Source organism: Mesorhizobium sp. LjNodule214, assembly GCF_964252735.1.
Lineage (GTDB): Bacteria > Pseudomonadota > Alphaproteobacteria > Rhizobiales > Rhizobiaceae > Mesorhizobium.
In genome coordinates this window covers 2,214,168-2,232,834 of sequence record NZ_CAXUPE020000002.1, presented here as the reverse complement: position 1 = coordinate 2,232,834, position 18,667 = coordinate 2,214,168, and the positions used below count along the sequence as shown (strand labels likewise).

19 protein-coding genes and 1 tRNA gene are annotated in these 18,667 nt (G+C 64.0%); 5 read left to right on the top strand and 15 right to left on the bottom strand.

The genetic code is table 11. The annotated features are described in order from the left end of the window. Positions 1–4: 4 nt before the first annotated feature. The 7 genes from ACSQ3Z_RS24500 to ACSQ3Z_RS24470 form a co-directional block, all read right to left on the bottom strand. On the bottom strand, positions 5–883 hold the full coding sequence (locus ACSQ3Z_RS24500) for a 3-hydroxybutyryl-CoA dehydrogenase (RefSeq protein ID WP_120016339.1): 879 nt from the start codon (positions 881–883) through the stop codon (positions 5–7). Between the two features lie 120 nt (positions 884–1,003). Further along, positions 1,004–1,933: an electron transfer flavoprotein subunit alpha/FixB family protein gene (locus ACSQ3Z_RS24495; protein ID WP_436173813.1), complete on the bottom strand. Its 930-nt coding sequence runs from the start codon at positions 1,931–1,933 to the stop codon at positions 1,004–1,006. 19 nt (positions 1,934–1,952) lie between these two features. Beyond that, positions 1,953–2,702, bottom strand: a complete 750-nt coding sequence (locus tag ACSQ3Z_RS24490) for an electron transfer flavoprotein subunit beta/FixA family protein (RefSeq protein WP_436173812.1) — start codon at positions 2,700–2,702, stop codon at positions 1,953–1,955. 172 nt (positions 2,703–2,874) lie between these two features. Then, positions 2,875–3,675: a rhomboid family intramembrane serine protease gene (locus ACSQ3Z_RS24485; RefSeq protein WP_436173811.1), complete on the bottom strand. Its 801-nt coding sequence runs from the start codon at positions 3,673–3,675 to the stop codon at positions 2,875–2,877. 34 nt (positions 3,676–3,709) lie between these two features. Continuing rightward, positions 3,710–4,291, bottom strand: a complete 582-nt coding sequence (locus tag ACSQ3Z_RS24480; protein ID WP_436173810.1) for a cob(I)yrinic acid a,c-diamide adenosyltransferase — start codon at positions 4,289–4,291, stop codon at positions 3,710–3,712. 19 nt (positions 4,292–4,310) lie between these two features. Further along, on the bottom strand, positions 4,311–4,502 hold the full coding sequence (locus tag ACSQ3Z_RS24475) for a twin transmembrane helix small protein (protein ID WP_436173809.1): 192 nt from the start codon (positions 4,500–4,502) through the stop codon (positions 4,311–4,313). A gap of 22 nt (positions 4,503–4,524) precedes the next feature. After that, positions 4,525–5,388, bottom strand: a complete 864-nt coding sequence (locus ACSQ3Z_RS24470; protein ID WP_436173808.1) for an SDR family oxidoreductase — start codon at positions 5,386–5,388, stop codon at positions 4,525–4,527. Positions 5,389–5,445: 57 nt separating this feature from the next. Between ACSQ3Z_RS24470 and ACSQ3Z_RS24465 the strand changes: the two genes are divergently transcribed. Beyond that, positions 5,446–6,297: a YihY/virulence factor BrkB family protein gene (locus tag ACSQ3Z_RS24465; RefSeq protein ID WP_436173807.1), complete on the top strand. Its 852-nt coding sequence runs from the start codon at positions 5,446–5,448 to the stop codon at positions 6,295–6,297. Here ACSQ3Z_RS24465 and ACSQ3Z_RS24460 read toward each other — a convergent pair. Continuing rightward, positions 6,267–7,169 carry a DMT family transporter gene (locus tag ACSQ3Z_RS24460; protein WP_436173806.1) on the bottom strand — a complete coding sequence of 301 codons (903 nt, stop codon included), beginning with the start codon at positions 7,167–7,169 and terminating at the stop codon, positions 6,267–6,269. The two genes, ACSQ3Z_RS24465 and ACSQ3Z_RS24460, sit on opposite strands and share 31 nt — an antisense overlap. 36 nt (positions 7,170–7,205) lie before the next feature. On the opposite strand from ACSQ3Z_RS24460, the gene ACSQ3Z_RS24455 reads away from it, so the two are divergent. After that, positions 7,206–7,658, top strand: coding sequence for a hypothetical protein (locus tag ACSQ3Z_RS24455; protein WP_436173805.1), 453 nt, complete (start codon positions 7,206–7,208; stop codon positions 7,656–7,658). Positions 7,659–7,842: 184 nt separating this feature from the next. Here ACSQ3Z_RS24455 and gluQRS read toward each other — a convergent pair whose 3' ends face one another. Beyond that, the gene (gene gluQRS / locus ACSQ3Z_RS24450; RefSeq protein ID WP_436173804.1) at positions 7,843–8,718 is read right to left on the bottom strand and encodes a tRNA glutamyl-Q(34) synthetase GluQRS; all 876 of its coding nucleotides are present in this window, start codon (positions 8,716–8,718) and stop codon (positions 7,843–7,845) included. Positions 8,719–8,792: 74 nt separating this feature from the next. Between gluQRS and ACSQ3Z_RS24445 the strand changes: the two genes are divergently transcribed. Continuing rightward, complete coding sequence (locus tag ACSQ3Z_RS24445; RefSeq protein WP_436173803.1) at positions 8,793–9,434, top strand: DNA-3-methyladenine glycosylase family protein; 642 nt, start codon at positions 8,793–8,795, stop codon at positions 9,432–9,434. Between the two features lie 128 nt (positions 9,435–9,562). Next, complete coding sequence (locus ACSQ3Z_RS24440; protein WP_006199900.1) at positions 9,563–10,120, top strand: HNH endonuclease; 558 nt, start codon at positions 9,563–9,565, stop codon at positions 10,118–10,120. A gap of 152 nt (positions 10,121–10,272) precedes the next feature. Here ACSQ3Z_RS24440 and ACSQ3Z_RS24435 read toward each other — a convergent pair whose 3' ends face one another. Together ACSQ3Z_RS24435 and ACSQ3Z_RS24430 are read right to left on the bottom strand one after the other, a co-directional pair. After that, complete coding sequence (locus ACSQ3Z_RS24435) at positions 10,273–10,791, bottom strand: disulfide bond formation protein B (protein WP_436173802.1); 519 nt, start codon at positions 10,789–10,791, stop codon at positions 10,273–10,275. Between the two features lie 27 nt (positions 10,792–10,818). Then, positions 10,819–11,406: a YqaA family protein gene (locus ACSQ3Z_RS24430; RefSeq protein ID WP_436173801.1), complete on the bottom strand. Its 588-nt coding sequence runs from the start codon at positions 11,404–11,406 to the stop codon at positions 10,819–10,821. Positions 11,407–11,679: 273 nt separating this feature from the next. Here ACSQ3Z_RS24430 and ACSQ3Z_RS24425 point away from each other — a divergent pair. After that, positions 11,680–11,764: transfer RNA gene (locus tag ACSQ3Z_RS24425), tRNA-Leu, on the top strand. Positions 11,765–11,928: 164 nt separating this feature from the next. Here the strand turns inward: ACSQ3Z_RS24425 and ACSQ3Z_RS24420 are convergent. The 4 genes from ACSQ3Z_RS24420 to secA all read right to left on the bottom strand — a co-directional run bounded on the left by ACSQ3Z_RS24420 (position 11,929) and on the right by secA (position 18,658). Next, the gene (locus ACSQ3Z_RS24420) at positions 11,929–12,537 is read right to left on the bottom strand and encodes a hypothetical protein (protein WP_436173800.1); all 609 of its coding nucleotides are present in this window, start codon (positions 12,535–12,537) and stop codon (positions 11,929–11,931) included. A gap of 286 nt (positions 12,538–12,823) precedes the next feature. Further along, the gene (locus ACSQ3Z_RS24415; RefSeq protein ID WP_436173799.1) at positions 12,824–14,104 is read right to left on the bottom strand and encodes a GNAT family N-acetyltransferase; all 1,281 of its coding nucleotides are present in this window, start codon (positions 14,102–14,104) and stop codon (positions 12,824–12,826) included. Next, positions 14,104–15,504, bottom strand: coding sequence for an oligosaccharide flippase family protein (locus ACSQ3Z_RS24410; RefSeq protein ID WP_436173798.1), 1,401 nt, complete (start codon positions 15,502–15,504; stop codon positions 14,104–14,106). Before ACSQ3Z_RS24410 ends, ACSQ3Z_RS24415 begins: the two co-directional genes overlap by 1 nt. 421 nt (positions 15,505–15,925) lie before the next feature. Beyond that, complete coding sequence (secA, locus tag ACSQ3Z_RS24405; protein ID WP_436173797.1) at positions 15,926–18,658, bottom strand: preprotein translocase subunit SecA; 2,733 nt, start codon at positions 18,656–18,658, stop codon at positions 15,926–15,928. Positions 18,659–18,667: the final 9 nt, after the last annotated feature.

The following is an 18,667-nucleotide window of genomic DNA, read 5'->3' as shown; positions in this document are numbered from 1 at the left end:
CAGATTAGCGCGTCGGAACCGGATGCTCGCCGCGGTAATCGTAGAAGCCGCGCCCGGTCTTGCGGCCGAGCCAGCCGGCTTCGACATATTTCACCAGCAGCGGGCAGGGGCGGTATTTCGAATCCGACAGGCCGTCATGCAGCACCTGCATGATCGACAGGCAGGTGTCCAGGCCGATGAAATCGGCAAGTTGCAACGGCCCCATTGGATGGTTGGCGCCGAGCTTCATGGCGGTGTCGATGGCGTCGACCGAGCCGACGCCCTCGTAGAGCGTGTAGATCGCCTCGTTGATCATCGGCAGCAGGATGCGGTTGACGATGAAGGCCGGAAAGTCCTCCGACACGGTGATCGTCTTGTCGAGCTGCTTCACATAGGCCTTGGCCGCCTCGAAGGTCTGGTCCTCGGTGGCGATGCCACGCACCAGCTCGACCAGCTTCATCACCGGCACCGGGTTCATGAAATGTATGCCGATGAAGCGCTCGGGACGGTCGGTCTGCGCGGCAAGCCGGGTGATCGAGATCGACGAGGTGTTGGTCGCCAGGATCGCCTCGGGATTGAGCTGCGGGCAGAGCTGGGCATAGATCTTGCGCTTGACCGTCTCGTCCTCGGTCGCCGCCTCGATCACCAGATCGGCACCGGCAAGATCGGCCATGACCGGTGCGGCGGAAATGCGCGCCATCGCTTCGTTGCGCAGCTTTTCCTCAAGCTTGCCCGAACCGACCTGGCGGGCCATGTTGCCGCTGACGGTGGCGATGCCCTTCTCGATGCGGTCGGGCGAGATGTCGTAGATCAGCACCTTGTAGCCGGAAAGCGCGGAGACATGGGCGATACCGCCGCCCATCTGGCCCGCGCCGATGATGCCGATCGTCTCGATCTTGCTCATTACACCGATCCCGTCGAAGAAAGGCCTTTGCGGCCTGCTTTTTGTGCGGTGCAAACTAAAAGGGCGGGGCAGCTTCGTCTACCCCACCCTTCACAATTTAATACGCTTAGGCAGATAGCGTCAAAGCGCCTTTTGCAGTTCCGGCAGAATGACGAAAAGGTCACCGACGAGACCGTAGTCGGCGACCTGGAAGATCGGCGCCTCCTCGTCCTTGTTGATGGCGACGATAACCTTGGAATCCTTCATGCCGGCAAGGTGCTGGATGGCGCCGGAGATGCCGACCGCGATGTAGAGATCGGGAGCCACGACCTTGCCGGTCTGGCCGACCTGCCAGTCGTTCGGCGCATAGCCGGCGTCGACGGCGGCGCGACTGGCGCCGACCGCCGCACCGAGCTTGTCGGCGACCGGCAGGATGACTTCCTGGAATTTTTCCGCCGAACCCAGCGCACGGCCACCCGAGATGATGATCTTGGCCGAGGTCAGTTCCGGACGGTCGTTCTCCGAGAGCTTGTTCTCGACGAAGGAGGACAGGCCGGGATTGGCCGCTGCCTTGACGCCTTCGACCGCGGCCGAACCACCCTCGGGCGCGGCCTGGAAGGAAGCGGTGCGCACGGTGATCACTTTCTTGGCGTCGGTCGATTGCACCGTCTGGATGGCGTTGCCGGCATAGATCGGCCGCTTGAAGGTGTCGGGCGACACGATCTCGATGATCTCGGATACCTGCGCGACATCGAGCAGCGCCGCCACGCGCGGCGCGACATTCTTGCCGGACGAAGTCGCCGGCGCGACGATCGTGTCATAGGAGCCGGCCAGCGAAACGACGAGCGCGGCCAGCGGTTCGGCGAGGCGCTCGGCCAACTCGTCGGCCTCGGCGAGCAGCACCTTGCTCACGCCCTTGAGCTTGGCGGCGGCGTCGGCTGCGCCCTTGGCGCCCTTGCCGGCAACCAGCACATGCACGTCCGAACCGATCTGCAGGGCCGCCGACAGCGCCTTGGCCGTCTGGTCGGAAAGGGTTGCGTTGTCGTGTTCCGCGATGAGGAGAATGGTCATTTGTCTATTCCTTCCGATCTCAGAGCACGCCGGCTTCGTTCTTGAGCTTGTCGACCAGTTCGGCGACGCTCTTGACCTTGACGCCTGCCTTGCGGCCGCCCGGCTCCTCGGTCTTGAGCACCTTGAGGCGCGGCTTGACGTCGGCGCCGTAGTCGGCCGGGCTCTTCTCGTCGAGCGGCTTCTTCTTGGCCTTCATGATGTTGGGCAGCGAGGCATAGCGCGGCTGGTTGAGGCGAAGGTCGGCCGTCACGATCGCCGGCATCTTCAGCTCCACCGTCTGCAGGCCGCCGTCGACTTCGCGCGTCACCTTGGCCTTGTCACCGTCGACAACGACCTTCGAAGCAAAGGTGCCCTGTGCCCAGCCGAGCAGTGCGGCCAGCATCTGGCCGGTCTGGTTGCTATCATCGTCGATTGCCTGCTTGCCGAGGATGACGAGGCCGGGCTGTTCCGCTTCGACCACGCCCTTCAGCACCTTGGCGACGCCGAGCGGCTCGGTCTGTTCGTCGGTCTTGACCAGGATGGCGCGGTCGGCGCCCATGGCGAGCGCGGTGCGCAGCGTTTCCTGGGCCTGCTGCGGCCCGATCGAGACGACGATGATCTCTTCGGCCTTGCCGGCTTCCTTCAGACGGATCGCCTCTTCGACCGCGATCTCGTCGAACGGGTTCATCGCCATCTTGACGTTGGCAAGCTCAACCGCCGAACCGTCAGCCTTGACGCGCACCTTGACGTTCGCATCCACAACCCGCTTCACGGGCACAAGGATCTTCATTTCCTGTCACCTCTTTCAAGAATATTTGGGCGCGCTATAGCAGCGTGTGCCTCTTCTGAGTTGTCGAAAGCCGACATTCCGGACGGAATTCTGCTCTTCAAACGCCTAACGGTCGCGCTTCCGTAGTTGCGACAACCCGGCGCGTCAATATCCGTTGCGCAGTCAAATCGGTTCAGTCCGAACCGGAAGCGCCGCCACGGCCCCATTGCGGCGCTGGCTGGGCCGGGGCCGGCTCGATGGCCGCGGGCTCGGTTGCCGGCGCCTGGACGGTATCCGCCGCTGGCTCGCCGTCCGCGCCGGCAAGCAGCGGCACGCCGCGGCTGCGCAGGACAAGCACCAGCATGGCACCGGCGATGATGCCGCCGATATGGCAGGCCCAAGAAACCTGGTCTTCGCCGCCGGCCGCGAACATCACGATCTGGAAGAGGATCCACAGGATCAGCGGGATGAAGGCCGGGATGCGCAGCGGGATGCGGGCGAAGGCGAGAACCCACACCTTCACCCGGGGATAGAGGATCAGATAGGCGGCGACGACGCCGGCGATGGCGCCGGACGCACCGATCAGCGGCACCCGCGAATCCCACGCCACCAGGCCCTGGAAGAAGGCGCCGGCAATGGCGCAAAGCATGTAGAAGATGAGATAGCGGATATGGCCGAGCGCGTCCTCGACATTGTCGCCGAACACCCACAGGAACAGCATGTTGCCGCCGAGGTGGAAGATGTCGGCATGCAGGAAGGAATAGGTCAGGTAGCTCAGGCTCTCGGGGATGACGACGAATTCGGGCGACAGCTCGACCCTGTCGTGGACGACGGAGGGGATGAAGCCGAGGCCGAGCACGGCAGCGTTGGAGAAGCTCTCGCCGCCGAGCGCGGTGGCGAAGTAGATGAGCGCGTTGACCGCGATCAGGCCGATCGTCACATATTGCAGCCGGATGTGCCGCAGCCTGTTGGTGTCGTAGAGCGGGATGAACATGAGGTTTGACTTGCCCCTTCCGCTTCGGCCGATTTCAGCGGTTCTTGCCGGGCACCCATAACACGTCGGCGTTTCCGTTGTCATTGACCGCGCGAGCGGCGACGAACAGAAAGTCCGAAACGCGATTGATGTACCTGATCGCCTCGCGGTTGACGTGCTCGCGCGGATCCTGCGCCAGCGCCACCATGATGCGCTCGGCCCGCCGCGCCACGGTGCGGGCGAGATGAAGGGCCGCCGCGGCCGGCGTGCCGCCGTTCAGCACAAAGGATTTGAGCGGCTGAAGGTCCTTGTTGAGAAGGTCGATATCCTTTTCGACGCGGTCGGTCTGCGAGGCGATGATACGCAGCGGCTCGTAGCCGAGCGGCTTGCCGTCGTCCGGCACGGAGAGATCGGCGCCGAGGTCGAAAAGGTCGTTCTGGATACGGGACAGCATCGCGTCGATCGCCGGATGGCCGGCAGCGGTGTGGATGCGGGCCATGCCGATGCAGGCATTGGCTTCGTCGACCGTGCCGTAGGCGTCGACGCGCAGGTCGGACTTCAGCCGCCGCTCGCCCGTGCCAAGGCCGGTGGTGCCGTCGTCGCCGGTGCGGGTGTAGATCTTGTTGAGCTTGACCACGCTCTGCCTCCCTGAAAGCTCACTTGCGGGTGAAATACACCGCCAGCAGGATCAGCACCAAGGCCACGAACTGCAACAGCACGCGCGCCTGCATCAGCTTGTTCGAGGTCATGCCGGAACCGCCACGCATCATGTTGATGAGGCCGCGGACCAGCACGATCACGACGGCGACCATGACGAGGACGGCGAGGACGTTGAAGACGGTTGCCATGTCTGTTCCAGTTCGTTTTCGTTCAGGCGCGCCTGGCAAGCAGGCGGTAGAGCATCGATGCGGGCAGAATACGTTTGAGCGTCGCGCCGATCCTGGCCGGCACCGTTACCACATAGTGCGGTCGCGGGCGCCGCGACAGAAGCGCATGGCGCAAGGCCGTATGGACCACCTCCGGCCCGGGCTTCAGCTTGGAGATGCTGCCACCGGCCCTGAGCCGTGCGAGTTGCGCCTGATAGTCGGCACGGTGAACCGAGTTCTCGTGGTCGATATTTTTCAGGAACCAATACAGCCCGTTGCTGGCGATCTTCGACGTCACCGGTCCAGGCTCGATCAGCGAGACATGGATGCCGCTGCCCGCGAGCTCCTGATGCAGGCACAGCATCAGGCCTTCCAGCGCATGTTTGGAGGCGGAATAGGCGCCGCGAAAACGCACCGGCGTCAGCCCGAGGATCGAGGAGCAGTGCACGATGCGGCCATGGCCCTGGCCGCGCATCACCGGCACGATGCGGCGCGTCAGATCATGCCAGCCGAAGAGATTGGCCTCGAACTGTTCTCTCAGCGCCGCGACCGGCAGATCCTCGACGGCGCCCGGCTGGGCATAGGCGCCGTTGTTGAACAGCGCGTCGAGCCGCCCGCCGGTGCGGTCCAGCACCGAGGCGACCAGCGCCTCGATGGAGCCGGGCTCGCGATAGTCGAGATAGAAGGTCTCGATGCCGTCGGCCTCGAGCGCGGCGATGTCGGCGGGCTTGCGCGCTGTGGCGAACACCCGCCAGCCTTCCGCCTTGAGCGCCCGGGCGCAATAGGCGCCTATTCCGGAAGAGGCACCGGTGACGATGATGGTGCGCAATTCTCTCGCCGCGGGATCGGTTTGACCAAGGGTTGCCATTTGCTGCATTCCCTTCCCATATTCGCGGCGTCGAGACAATCGAAGGGAACGCGGGACTTGTTGCGGAAAATCGTCGTCCTGCGCCGCGTGCTCTATGACGCGATCGGTCACTTCAACACCGACGACGGCTGGGCGATGGCCAGCCATCTGGCGATCACTTCGCTGATGGCGCTGTTCCCGTTCCTGATCTTTGCCACGACGCTGGCGAGCTTTCTTGGCGCGCAGGCCTTTTCCGACACCGCCGTGCACCTCGTCTTCGACACCTGGCCGGAGCAGATCGCCAAGCCGATCGCGCGCGAGGTGCAGAACGTGCTCACCGTCCGGCGCACCGACCTCTTGACCTACGGCGTGCTGCTTGCCGCCTACTTTGCCTCTAACGGCATCGAGGCGCTGCGCACCTCGCTCAACCGCGCCTATCGTGTGTCGGAGACACGCGGCATCATCTACCGGCGGGTGCAGAGCGTCATCTTCGTGCTGATCGCCACGGCGTGCTTCCTGGCGATCAGCGTGCTCCTGGTGTTCGCGCCGCTGCTGGCGCGGCTGGCCGAAGCGCAGTTCGAATGGATCAGGCCCTATATGGGCACGATCACCCTATGGCGCTACATCATCGCCTCGGCGGTCATTGTCTGCGGGCTGTTCGCGGTGCATTTCTGGCTGCCGGCGGGCAAGCGCCGTTTCGTCTCGATCGTACCGGGCATCCTCTTCACGCTGATGGCATGGCTTGCCGGCTCGACCATCTTCGCCACCTATCTCGATCATTTCTCGTCCTATGTGACGACCTATGCCGGCCTCGCCTCGATCATGATCGCGGTCGTCTTTCTCTACATGCTCTCGGCGATCTTCATCCTCGGCGGCGAGCTCAATGCCGCGATCAGCCGCTATCTCGAGGCGCGCGCCCGCGTTGGCTGATTCCTGGTTGGCTGCGCGGTGGCTAGCCCGACACCCAGCGTGGCGATCGCCATGCCGATTATCTGCACAAGACTGAGCTGTTCGCCGAACAGCGCCCAGGCGATGACCGCGGTGACGGCCGGGACAAGGTAGAACAGCGAAGCGACCTTCGACATCTCGCCGTCGCGGATCATCACCATCAGCAGGAAGATGGCGCCGATCGACAGCACCAGCACCAGCCATGCCATGGCGAAGATCAGCTCGCCATTGATGATGACGGTGCGCGTCTCGAAGGCGAGCGAGGCGAGCGCCATCAGCGCGGCGCCACCGACATATTGCCACATCGTCGCCGCCACGAGGTCGCCACCGGAGGCGAAGCGCTTTTGCCAGATCGTGCCGGCGCTCATGCCGAGCACCGAGACAAGCGAGGCGGTCAGCGTCGCTGCCGTTACGCCGCCGCCGAGGGCACCGAGCTTCGGCCACAATACGATGACGACACCTAAAAGCCCGACGGCGAGTCCGGCCCAATGGCGCGGCAGGATCGCCTCGCCCAGGAACCGGCCGGCAAGCACTGCTGTGATCAGCGGCTGCAGGCCGACGATCAGCGCCGAAAGTCCGGCCGGCATGCCCCTGTGGATCGCCCAGAACACGGCGCCGAGATAGACGCCGTGCATCAGGACGCCGGCACCCGCCGCGTGAAGCGCCTCCGTGCGGGTGGCTCCTTTGGAGCCGAGCACGACCGTCAAGCCGCCCAGCAGGATGGCGGCCAGAACGAAGCGCACGGCCAGGAAGGTGAACGGTTCGGCCCAGGGCATGGCATAGCGCGCACCGATGAAGCCGGTTGCCCACAGGACGACGAAGGAGGCGGGGATGAACCGCTTGATGCTGTGCATTTTTCGGGGGCCGTCCGTGAACCGGGTGGAAACGTGTTGGATGAAGAACTGACTACGGCGATTGCTCTAATGCCGTTCAATCCGGCAAGCAAAATGAAACGATTGATCCATAAGCTCATTCGAATTCAACAAACGGCGTCGGGACAATCGGCCAATCGATTGATCCCCAGGGGCATGGCGGCTCGGTCGCCATGGATAGTCATGCTTTTGCATCTCGACACCAGTTGGCTGCTGATGACGGTCGCGACGGTGGCTGTCTTCGGTTTCTTCTTCGGCACCGCGCTCGACGCCATCATGAAGGATGACGGCTTCGGTTCGACCGGCAACACGCTGCTGTTCACGCTCGGCTTTTTCGTCGCGGTGATGGTCGCCAACGAGCATGGCATCAGCCTGCGGGATCTCAAACTCGCGATCGCCTGGGGCCTGGGAGGCGCTTTCACCTTCCTCAGCACGATGGCGTTTATCAAGGCCGGGATGGCCCGCTGGTAGCTGGGAATGCTGATATTCAGGTGAGGCCGGCCTGCAAACGGCGGTTCCCTGCGCTTCCGGTGCTCATATACTTTGAGTACGCTCCGTTCCGGTTCTCGAGAACCACCTAGTTTGGTCGCTTCGCGCCCGTCTTCGACTCCGGCTCGGCCTCACCTGAATCTCAACATTCCCAGATCGAAAACTTCTAGAGGCCGACCAGCCGCCTGACGTCGTTCGGGGAAGCGCCCGCCTGCCTGAGTTCCGCGAGACCGGTATTCCCAAGGCTCTTCGACAGCTTGCGCCCGTCCGGGCCCGGGATCAGCCGGTGGTGGAAGTAACCCGGCTGCGGCAGGCCAAGCAGGTCCTGAAGCAGGCGCTGCACGCCGGTCGCGGAAAACAGGTCCTGGCCGCGCACGACATGGCTGATGCCCTGCAGCGCGTCGTCGACGACGACGGCCAGGTGATAGCTGGTCGGGATGTCGCGGCGCGCCAAGATCACGTCACCCCAGTCCTGCGGGCGGGCTTTGACCTGCCTGGTGCCGGAAAGCGTCTCGTCGGTGAATTCGGTCCATGACAGGTCGGCCGAGGCGCGCGCCATCGCCGCGTCGACATCCAGCCGCCAGGCAAAGGCCATGTTCTCGGCGATTCGCCGCTGGCGTTCCCTGACCGGCAATGTCTTGTCGGCGGCGGGATAGAGCGGCACGCCGTCCGGGTCGCGCGGCCAGTCGCGGCCGCGCTTTTCGCTGCCGGCGATGAAGGCGCGGATCTCACTTCTGCTCATGAAGGCCGGATAGACAAGCTCTTCGGCGATCAGCCGGTCGAGCACCGTCCGGTATTCGGCGAAATGCCCGGACTGGCGGCGCACCGGTTCCTCCCAGTCGAGCCCGAGCCATTTCAGGTCGTAACGGACGCCGGCCTCGAATTCCGGCGTGCAGCGCGTTGTGTCGATGTCCTCGATGCGCAGCAGCAGGTGGCCGCCGGCCGCAGTCGCCAGTCTCTGGTTGAGCAGCGCCGAATAGGCGTGGCCGAGATGCAATTGCCCGTTCGGGCTCGGCGCAAAGCGGAATGTCAGGAGCGTCATCTCTCAGGCGGCTCGTCGGTTGTCAGGCGCTTTCGCCGATTGCTACCTTGCGCCCGCTCCAGGCGGAAGGGAACATGCAACGCATCGCTGATCTCAACGACATTGCCCAAGGGCTCGATGCGCTCTGCCTCATCGACCCGCGGCTTGAAAAGGTGCGCGGCATGGCCGTCGAGGTGCCGCTCAGGCTTTCGGAGCCGGGCTTCAGGAGCCTCGCCTCGATCATCGTCTCGCAGCAAGTGTCCCGCGCCAGCGCCGATGCGATTTTTGGGCGGCTGACGACGCTCCTCGATCCGCTGACGCCGCGGGCGATCCTTGCCGCCGGCGAAGACGTCTTTCGCGAGGCCGGCCTGTCGCGGCCGAAGCAGCGCGGCCTGATTGCCGTGGCAACAGCCGTGGCCGATGGGCTCGACCTCAACCATCTCTGCTCGCTCGACGCCCCTGAGGCGATCGCGGCGATGACGGCGGTGCCGGGCATCGGTCCGTGGACGGCGGAAGTCTATCTGCTATTTGCCGCCGGCCACCCCGACATCTTCCCGGCGCGGGACGTTGCGCTGCAGAGCGCCGTCGGCCACGCGCTCGGCATCGACCCGCGTCCGCCCGAGAAAACACTGATCCGGCTCGCCGAATCATGGAGCCCGTGGCGAGGTGTCGCGTCGCGTCTTTTCTGGGCCTATTACCGCGAATTGAAGGGCAAGGAGGCGGCACCGCCCGCCTGAATCCGCAAAAAAGCCTGAAAATCAGGCGTTTTTGACGTTTCTGGCGAGCGACAATCCGCTTCACATCCCTGTCATGTCGGGCTTACAGTATCCGCGCCGATCGGTTCGCGAGACAAGGAGGTCAACGCGTGACGATTGCCGTATCTCCGGATGGGCTTCCAGCGCTGGTGCTGAATGCGGATTACCGTCCGCTCAGCTATTACCCGCTGTCGCTCTGGTCATGGCAGGACGCCATCAAGGCGGTGTTCCTCGACAGGGTGAACATCGTCGCCGAGTACGAGCACGCCGTGTCCTCGCCGACCTTCTCGATGAAGCTGCCCAGCGTCGTCAGCCTGAAAGCCTATGTGAAGCCGTCAAGGCATCCGGCCTTCACCCGCTTCAACGTCTTCCTGCGCGATCGTTTCCAGTGCCAGTATTGTGGCACGCCGGAGGATCTGACCTTCGATCACGTCATCCCGCGCCATCGCGGCGGGGCGACGACCTGGGAGAATGTCGTCGCCGCCTGTTCGCCCTGCAACCTCAGGAAGGGCGGCATGATGCCGGCGCACGCCAAGATGTGGCCGCTGCAGAAACCCTTTCAGCCGACGGTGCATGACCTGCACAACAATGGCCGCCTGTTCCCGCCCAACCATCTGCATGAAAGCTGGATGGATTATCTCTACTGGGATGTCGAACTCGAACCATAGAGTTCGGCACAAATCCGCCATGCTGGCCGCCTGACGCAGCTTTCTGCGCTTCCGGTGCTCACGTACTTAAGTACGCTCCGCTCCGATTCTCGAAAGCCGCGCCATCCGACTCCGCCTGCCGAATTTTTGCGCGAACTCTGCGTCGCGTTAATTCAGTCGCGAGCGTAGGCGCTCCGGAAGGCGACTGCGGCCAGGATGAAGCTGGCGATGGCGTTCCAGCCGGCCAGCGACAGGCCGAGGATGCGCAGCGCCGCCTTGTCGCAGGACGGCGGCACGAATTTGTCGAGCGCGTCGAGCACGCCCTTGCCGCCGGTGTCGACCGGGCCGGCGCCGGCGGTGCAATCGGCCGGGCCCTGCCACCATGCCCATTCGACGCCGGAGTGATAGACGCCGAGATAGAGGCCGTAGAGCATCAGCAGGCCACCGATGGCGATCAGGCCGCGCGTCACCCAGGCGGGCGCGCCCAGCATTGACGCAAGCGCCGCCAGCAGCATCAGCGGCGCGCCGATGTAATAGGGCGTGCGCTGCTCCAGGCAGAGATGACAGGGGATGTAGCCGCCTATGTACTGGAAGGCGAGTGCCGAGCCGACGGTGGCCGCCATGACGACGGCAAGAAAAAGCGCCGCCCGCGTGCGCTGGCGTCCGGTATCGGCATTCATGGTCGCTGTCATCGGTGGTGGTCCGTCTGCTTCGTCGCCTCAGTGGGCGTATCTGACCGCGATATAGAGCAAAATCAGGGCAGCGGCAGCGGCGCTGGCGATCAGGCCGAGACGCTTCTCGATGAATTCGCGGATCGTTTCGCCGTAGCGGCGCAACAGCCAGGCCAGCAGCAGGAAGCGGGCGCCGCGCGCGACGATCGCCAGTGCGATGAACAACAGCAGATTGACGCCGATGACGCCGGAGAGAATCGTCACCACCTTGATCGGCGGCAGATGGGCGGCGCCCGAGGTGATCAGCATCAGGATGATGAAGCCGATACCGGACGAGGTGCGCAGCGCCTCGAACTCGTCGTACTTGCCGTAGAATTCGAGAATCGGCTTGGCCACCGCTTCATAGGCATAATGGCCGATGAACCAGCCGGCGATGCCGCCCAGGACCGAAGCGGCCGTGGCGATCAGCGCGTAGCGGTAGGCGCGGTCGGGCCGCGACAAGGCCATCGGCAGATAGAGCACGTCGGCCGGCACCAGGAACACCGAGCTTTCGACGAAAGCGATGAAGGCCAGCCACCATTCGGCGGATTTCCGCGCCGCCAGCGACAAGGTCCAGTCGTAAAGTCCGCGAAGCATAGGCTCTCCTAATGCATGTCGCCCAAAAGTGCACAGCGGTTTTGGAAAACGACATGAAAACAAAGACCAGAAGCACGCCGCATCCATCTCCCGGACGCGAGGCGCTTCAACGCGCCGTCTGTCTAGAAAGATTTTCCGCGCTGCACAATGGCTGAAGCTTCACGAAACAGAAAGGTGAGGTTTGGTCGCGGCCGCGGGACAGTCGAGAATTGGCCAGTTGACGAACAGGCCTCCAACCGTATAGTCCGCGCCCATCCAGGCCGCCCGGCCTGAGCCCCTATGGCGGAATTGGTAGACGCGCTCGACTCAAAATCGAGTTCCGCAAGGAGTGCTGGTTCGATCCCGGCTAGGGGCACCAATTTTCACGCAAAAGCCGCGAAAGCGAAGGATGCACCTGTGCCCTCGGGATACAACTTGTCCCGGGGTTGAGTCGAGTTCGCAGGGCCTGAAAGACCGCGCCCGGATAAACCCGCAGAGGCGGGGCTCACCCCGGCTCTGCGGTCAGTTCGACTCGGGGGCTACTCACATCGGCCCCGGCACCATCTTGGTCGGCTTCTCCGGCATCGGGAATGCGTAGTTATCGCATTTCACCTCCGGGTTCGTCGGGCTGAACATTCCGTCTGGGTTGTCCTTGAACAGCCAGGCGTGGAGGTCGTAGTGGTGGAACTCCTTCGGAATGAGCGGATAGTGCCCTTCCATCGGGCCCATGAACTTCTGGCCAAAGAGTTCCGGCGGCGCCTTGGTGTCGGGCGTCAGGGGCACCAGCCATTCCACGCCGACCAGGCGCAAGCCGCCATCGACCGGCTCGTAGATCAGAACATTGGGGCGCATCGGATCGACTGTCGGGCCGATGCTGGGAACATTGACGAAATGAATGCCCATGGCGCCCTTCGGGTAGTCCATCGTTCCGGGGATCTTTTCTCCGGTGTAGGAGACGCACCCGACCGTCGACAGATAGAGGTCGCGAATGGCGGCCGTGTAGTCTTCATACTTGGCCAGCGACTGCTTCAGGGCGTCGATCTCGGCCTTGTTGGGTTCTGCGGCCTGAGCTGCGGCCGCGCCTAGGAATGCGCCAATGAGACCTATCGAAATGAGGATCCCGCAACGCCCAAGACTAGCTATTTTCGTCATGCACTCCTCCCAGATTCTGATTCTGGCCGTGCAAGACCGAGGCGCAAATGATGCTAACCGCGCGGCCAACTCTACCGCCTCGTCCCCCTTGGAACTGTATCGATGCTAATCCTTCCCACTGCGTGGGAACAGCAACCCTTATGACCTAAGCCAAAAGGCTCCTTGGTCGGAGAAGGCACCCGACAAAGTCGGAAAGCCGCTACGCACTTTTCCTTGAATTGCTCCAGGTATCTGTTTTTGCGCAATTCCGGACGGAAAACCGCTACGCATTTTTCCTGGAATTGCTCTAGCGCCGGCCCAGAAGGCTCTTCATGCGGTTGCGCAGCAGGCGCGCCATATTGCGGGTCTCGCGGTAGAGATGCAGCTGCGACGCCGCCTGGCGCACCTGGCGGTCGGCGTCCGGCGAGAGCCCGATCACCAGCGTGCCCATCGGCTTGCGCTCGCTCCACAGCCGGCTCATCACCGGATGGTCGGGCACGGCGCAGGAATCGGTCATCACGATGTTGGGGTCGTCGAGATGCTGCCTGGTGACCTCGATCATCAACAGCGTGCCCGGCGAATAGGCCGACAGCGTCTCGTCATAGGCGGTCTTCCAGGTATAGGCGACGCCGGCCTCGACGAAGACGATCAGGCAGGCGACGGTGCGGCCGTCGAGCGTCAGCGAGTGGATGCGGCAGAGATCCTGCTCGGCCAGCCGGTGCACGGCCTCGCGGGCGAAGGCGGCGCGGAAGCGGTCGATCGCCATGGCCGTGCGCTCGCGGCCCTTCCAGCCGGCCGCCTCAAGCGTCAGGAAGCTTTCGATGGCATGGCGGATCTCGTCGGGTCCGCGCGCCACGACGTGCTCGAGCTTGCCGAGGTCGGCAAGGCGCCGCTTCAGGCGGCGGAATTCGCGATAGTGGTGCGCGCGCAGCGAGGCCTTGAGATACTCCTCGCCTTCGGCCTCGCTTTCGAGCACCGGCCGCTCCGCCTTGCCCGTGGTGACCATGGTCAGGCCGCGCGTCTCGGCGACGGAGGCAAGCAGGCTCTCCACCGGGCCGTCGAGCCGGATGTCGGGCAGCACAAACACCTTCGGCAGCTTGAGATGCGGCCGCGAAAGCATCGAGAAGAAATCCTCGATGACGCCGACCGGGTCGTCGCGGTCGACCAGCGGCGTGCCGATCGGGCCGAACGGGCTCGACCAGGTGCGCATCACCGGGACGCCGAGCGGGATCGCCGGCCGCTCGACCGAGAACGGCACCAGGAGGCGCAGCCGGTTGCGGTATTCGTCGCCGTCGCGGATCACAGCGAGGCGCACTTCACGGTCTTCAAGCCTTGGCATCGCCGGGGCGAGGAAGCGCGGGTTGAAGAAGACGTTGGGCTCGATCGTGCGGGTGCAGAGATAGTCCAGTTCCTCGACCAGATCGAAGCCGGCAGAGGCCGGGTAGATGGCGAGCTTGCGCTCGGGCCGGTTGTTGGCGAGGATCTCGATATGGGCGGGATCGGCCTCGCGCGCCAGGCCGGCAAGGCCTGACACCATGGCGCCGGCAGGACCGCCGCTGGTTTCCTCGAGCAACGGGACGGCGGCCATCAGGCGTCTCTCCTGGCGGGCACGAAGATGGCCATGACGATGCCGAGCTTGCGCCATACGGTGAAGGACAGCGCGCTGGCCTCGAACATCATGGCGAAACTGGTGGCGATCGCCGCGCCCCACAGGCCGAAATGCGGGATCAGCAGCACATTGAGTCCGATGTTGAAGGCCAGCGTCATGGCATAGACAGCGGCGCAGATGTTCTGGTTGCCGCTCATGGTCAAAAGGCTCTCGCAGGGGCCGACCGCGGCCCGCGCCACGACGCCGAAGACCAGCAGGAACAGCAGCGGATAGCCGGCGGTGAATTCGGGGCCGAACAGAACCAGCATCGGCTGCCCCAGTGCCAGCACCGAAAGCGCCATCACCAGCGAGGGCCAGAAGGTCCACGACACCGTCTCGCGGGCGAAGGCGGCAAGCTTTTCCGGCTCGCCATGGGTGAACTGGGCATAGCGCTGGGCAACGCCGGCCTTGACGGCGAAATAGACGAAATGCACCAGCGCCAGCGTCTTGACGGTGGCGAAATAGACGGCGACGTCATTGGGGTCGAGATAGGCGCCAACCATCAGCACATCGGCATTGGTGAGCAGGAAGAAGAAGCTCTCGACCAGGAAGATCGGCAGCGAGACGACGAACCACTGCCCAAAATGCACCTTCATCGGCCCGGTCGGGATGATCCGTTCCATGCGCGAGGTGACGCCGATCAGCTGGCCGAGCGTGGTGGCATAGGTTGCGGCGATCGAGGCGAAGATGGCGGTCCTGGCGTCGGGTGCGTAGCCCATCGCCAGCATCAGCGCCATGAACGCCAGGATCAGTATCGGCCGCACCAGATAGGTCGGCGAGAGCGCAAACAGCGCCCATGAGTTGGCGCGCGACAGCCCTTGCAGCAAGTCGCCCATCGCGATCATCGGCAGGCAGAAGACGCCGAGGATGAAGGGCACGACATAGTAGTTCTCCAGCCAGGCCGAGCCCAGCCAGACGCCGAGGGCGCCGAGCCCGGCGATCACCGTCGAAGCGATCAGCACGAACAGGCGGCTCGCCACGACGATGCCGCGCAATTCAGCCAGCATGCCGCGCTCCCGATATTCGGGGATGAAGCGGATGACCGAGGTGTGGAAGCCAAGGCAAGCGAGGTTGCCGACGATGACCATCGTCACCCAGACAAGCACGAAGATGCCGTATTCGAACGAGCCCATCCAGCGCGCCATCAGCACCTGGCTGACGAAGGCGATGACGGCGCTGATGATGCGGATGGAAAAGGCGATGACCGACATGCGACCGGCCTCGCCGCGCTCGTCGGCGGTGAACAGCACGGCGTCGATCCGGTCAAGCAGAGGCACCATGCGCAGCGCCAAACGCTGCGGCAAAAACCGCTCGGCTGTCGTGGCCGCGGAAAAGCGCACCCCGATCACACTCCGTTTTCCGCCTCTTTTTCAGCGTTTGGGTCTATCCGAAACACCTTAAGAAACGGTTGGGTGAGGAGCGGTCCGCGCAGCGGACGAAAAGCCAACGATTTGGCTTTTCGGGCGTCGAACGGCGAAGACCTGGTGCGCCTCCGGGCGGATCAGAAAAGTCCAGTGGACGTTCTGAAGGGACTGAACGCCCCAAGGGCAGGGAACCATAGCGGAGGGCCGGGAGGAATTGCGTGCGGCGTTCCGTGAACTCGCTACGTGGCGGCGGCTTTTGTTACCTGAAAGCGATCCCCGGGGGGCGCCACCGGCATGATCCCCACAGGTTGCTGCTCAATCGCGAAAGCTGGCGCCACCCCTCATCCGGCCCTGCGGGCCACCTTCCACCGTGAACGGGGAGAAGGAAGAAGGGTCGTCAGGCGAACGCGCCGTGGCAGTGCTTGTATTTCTTGCCGGAGCCGCAGGGGCAGGCTTCGTTGCGGCCGACCTTGCCCCAGCTTGCCTGGTTGTTCGGATCGCGGTCCTTGGGAGCGACGATGGCGTGGCTTTCCTGGCGGACCAGAAGTGCTGTTTCGCCGCCCTGGAAATCGTCCTCGCCGGTGGTGCCGTCGATATGGCTGCCGAACATGTCGGGCGCCTCCGGAGGTGGCGCTTCCGCCGCCTGGCGCACCAGCTCGACGCGCATCAGCTGCGCGGTGACGGCCTGGCGCAGATTGCCCAGCATCGCCTGGAACAGCTCGAACGCTTCGCCCTTGTACTCCTGCAGCGGGTCGCGCTGGGCATAGCCGCGGAAGCCGACGACCGAGCGCAGATGGTCGAGATTGACGATGTGCTCGCGCCACAGATGGTCGAGCGTCTGCAGCACCACCGAACGCTCGACATAGCTCATCACGTCCGGGCCGAAACGCTCGGCGCGCTCCTTGGCGGCGGCGTCGGCGGCGGTGGTGATGCGCTCGCGAATGTCGTCCTCGGCGATGCCTTCTTCCTTGACCCATTCCTCGACCGGCAGGTCGAGGTTGAGGAATTCGGCCACCTCGGCCTTGAGGCCGGCGACGTTCCACTGCTCGGCATAGGCGTTTTCGGGAATGTTCTTGGCGACGACCTCCTCGATGACGCCTTCGCGCATCTCGGCGATCGTCTCGGACAGGCCTTCGCCGTCCATCAGTTCGATGCGCTGCTCGAACACCACCTTGCGCTGGTCGTTCGACACGTCGTCATATTTCAGGAGGTTCTTGCGGATGTCGAAGTTGCGCGCCTCGACCTTCTTCTGCGCCTTTTCCAGCGCCTTGTTGATCCACGGATGTATGATCGCCTCGTCTTCCTTGAGGCCGAGCTTCTGCAGCATGCCGTCCATGCGCTCGGAACCGAAGATGCGCATCAGATCGTCCTGCAGCGACAGGAAGAATTTCGAGCGGCCGGGGTCGCCCTGGCGGCCGGAACGACCGCGCAGCTGGTTGTCGATGCGGCGCGATTCATGGCGTTCGGTGGCCAGCACGTAAAGGCCGCCGGCGGCGAGCGCCTTTTCCTTCAGCCTGGCGATGTCGTCGCGGATTGCCTGTTCCTTCGCCTCGCGCTCGGGCCCTTCAGGCAGGTCGCCGAGTTCCTCGGCGATGCGCATGTCCGCATTGCCGCCAAGCTGGATGTCGGTGCCGCGGCCGGCCATGTTGGTGGCGATGGTGATAGCGCCCGGCTTGCCGGCCTGGGCGACGATGGCCGCTTCGCGCTCGTGGTGGCGGGCATTCAGCACCTCGAAGTTCTTGAAGCCTTCCTTGCGCAGGCGCTCGGCCAGCTGCTCGGATTTTTCAATCGAGGTGGTGCCGACCAGCGTCGGCTGGCCATTGGCGCTCGCCTCGCGGATCTCCTTGACGATCGCCTTGTACTTCTCTTCGACCGTCCGGTAGACCTCGTCGTCCTCGTCCCTGCGGATGACCGGCAGATTGGTCGGAATCTCGGTGACGTCGAGATTGTAGATGTTGCCGAATTCCTCGGCCTCGGTCAGCGCCGTGCCGGTCATGCCGGCAAGCTTCTTGTAGAGGCGGAAATAGTTCTGGAAGGTGACGGAGGCCAGCGTCTGGTTCTCCGGCTGGATCGTCACATGCTCCTTGGCCTCGAGCGCCTGGTGCAGGCCTTCCGAATAGCGGCGGCCCGGCATCATGCGGCCGGTGAACTCGTCGATGATGACGATCTCGTCGTTGCGTACGATATAGTCCTTGTCCTTCTGGAACAGCCGGTGCGCCTTCAGCGCATTGTTCACATGATGGACAATGGCGACGTTCTCGACGTCGTAGAGCGACTCGCCCTTGAGCAGACCTGCATCGCGCAGCAGGTTCTCCAGCTTCTCGGTGCCGTCCTCGGTGAAGATCGAGGTCTTCTGCTTCTCGTCGATCTCATAGTCGGCCGGGCCGAGCTGCAGCATGAAAGCGTCGATGGTGTTGTACATTTCCGAACGGTCCTCGAGCGGACCGGAAATGATCAGCGGCGTGCGCGCCTCGTCGACCAGGATTGAATCGACCTCGTCGACGATCGCGTAGCTGTGGCCGCGCTGCACCATCTGGGCGCGCTCGTACTTCATGTTGTCGCGCAGATAGTCGAAGCCGAGTTCGTTGTTGGTGGCGTAGGTGACGTCGGCGGCGTAGGCGACGCGGCGCTCCTCGTCGGAGAGGCCATGGACGATGACGCCGACCGCCAGGCCGAGGAATTTGTAGACCCGGCCCATCCATTCGGAGTCGCGCGTAGCGAGATAGTCGTTGACGGTGACGACGTGGACGCCGTTGCCGGCGAGCGCATTGAGATAGACCGGCAGCGTGGCGACTAGGGTCTTGCCCTCGCCGGTGCGCATCTCGGCGATGCCGCCATTGTGCAGCACCATGCCGCCGATCAGCTGTACGTCGAACGGGCGCATGCCGAGCACGCGGCGCGCAGCTTCGCGCACCGTGGCGAAGGCAGGGATCAAGAGATCATCGAGCGAAGCGCCGTTGGCGATGTCCTGGCGGAATTTTTCCGTGCGGCCCCTGAGATCGGCATCGGAGAGCGCCCGCATCTCGTTTTCCATGGCGTTGATCGCCTCGACGCGCGGCCGGGTCGCCTTGACGCGGCGATCGTTGGAGGAGCCGAAAACCTTACGGGCGAGACCGCCGAGACTGACCATCCAATGGCC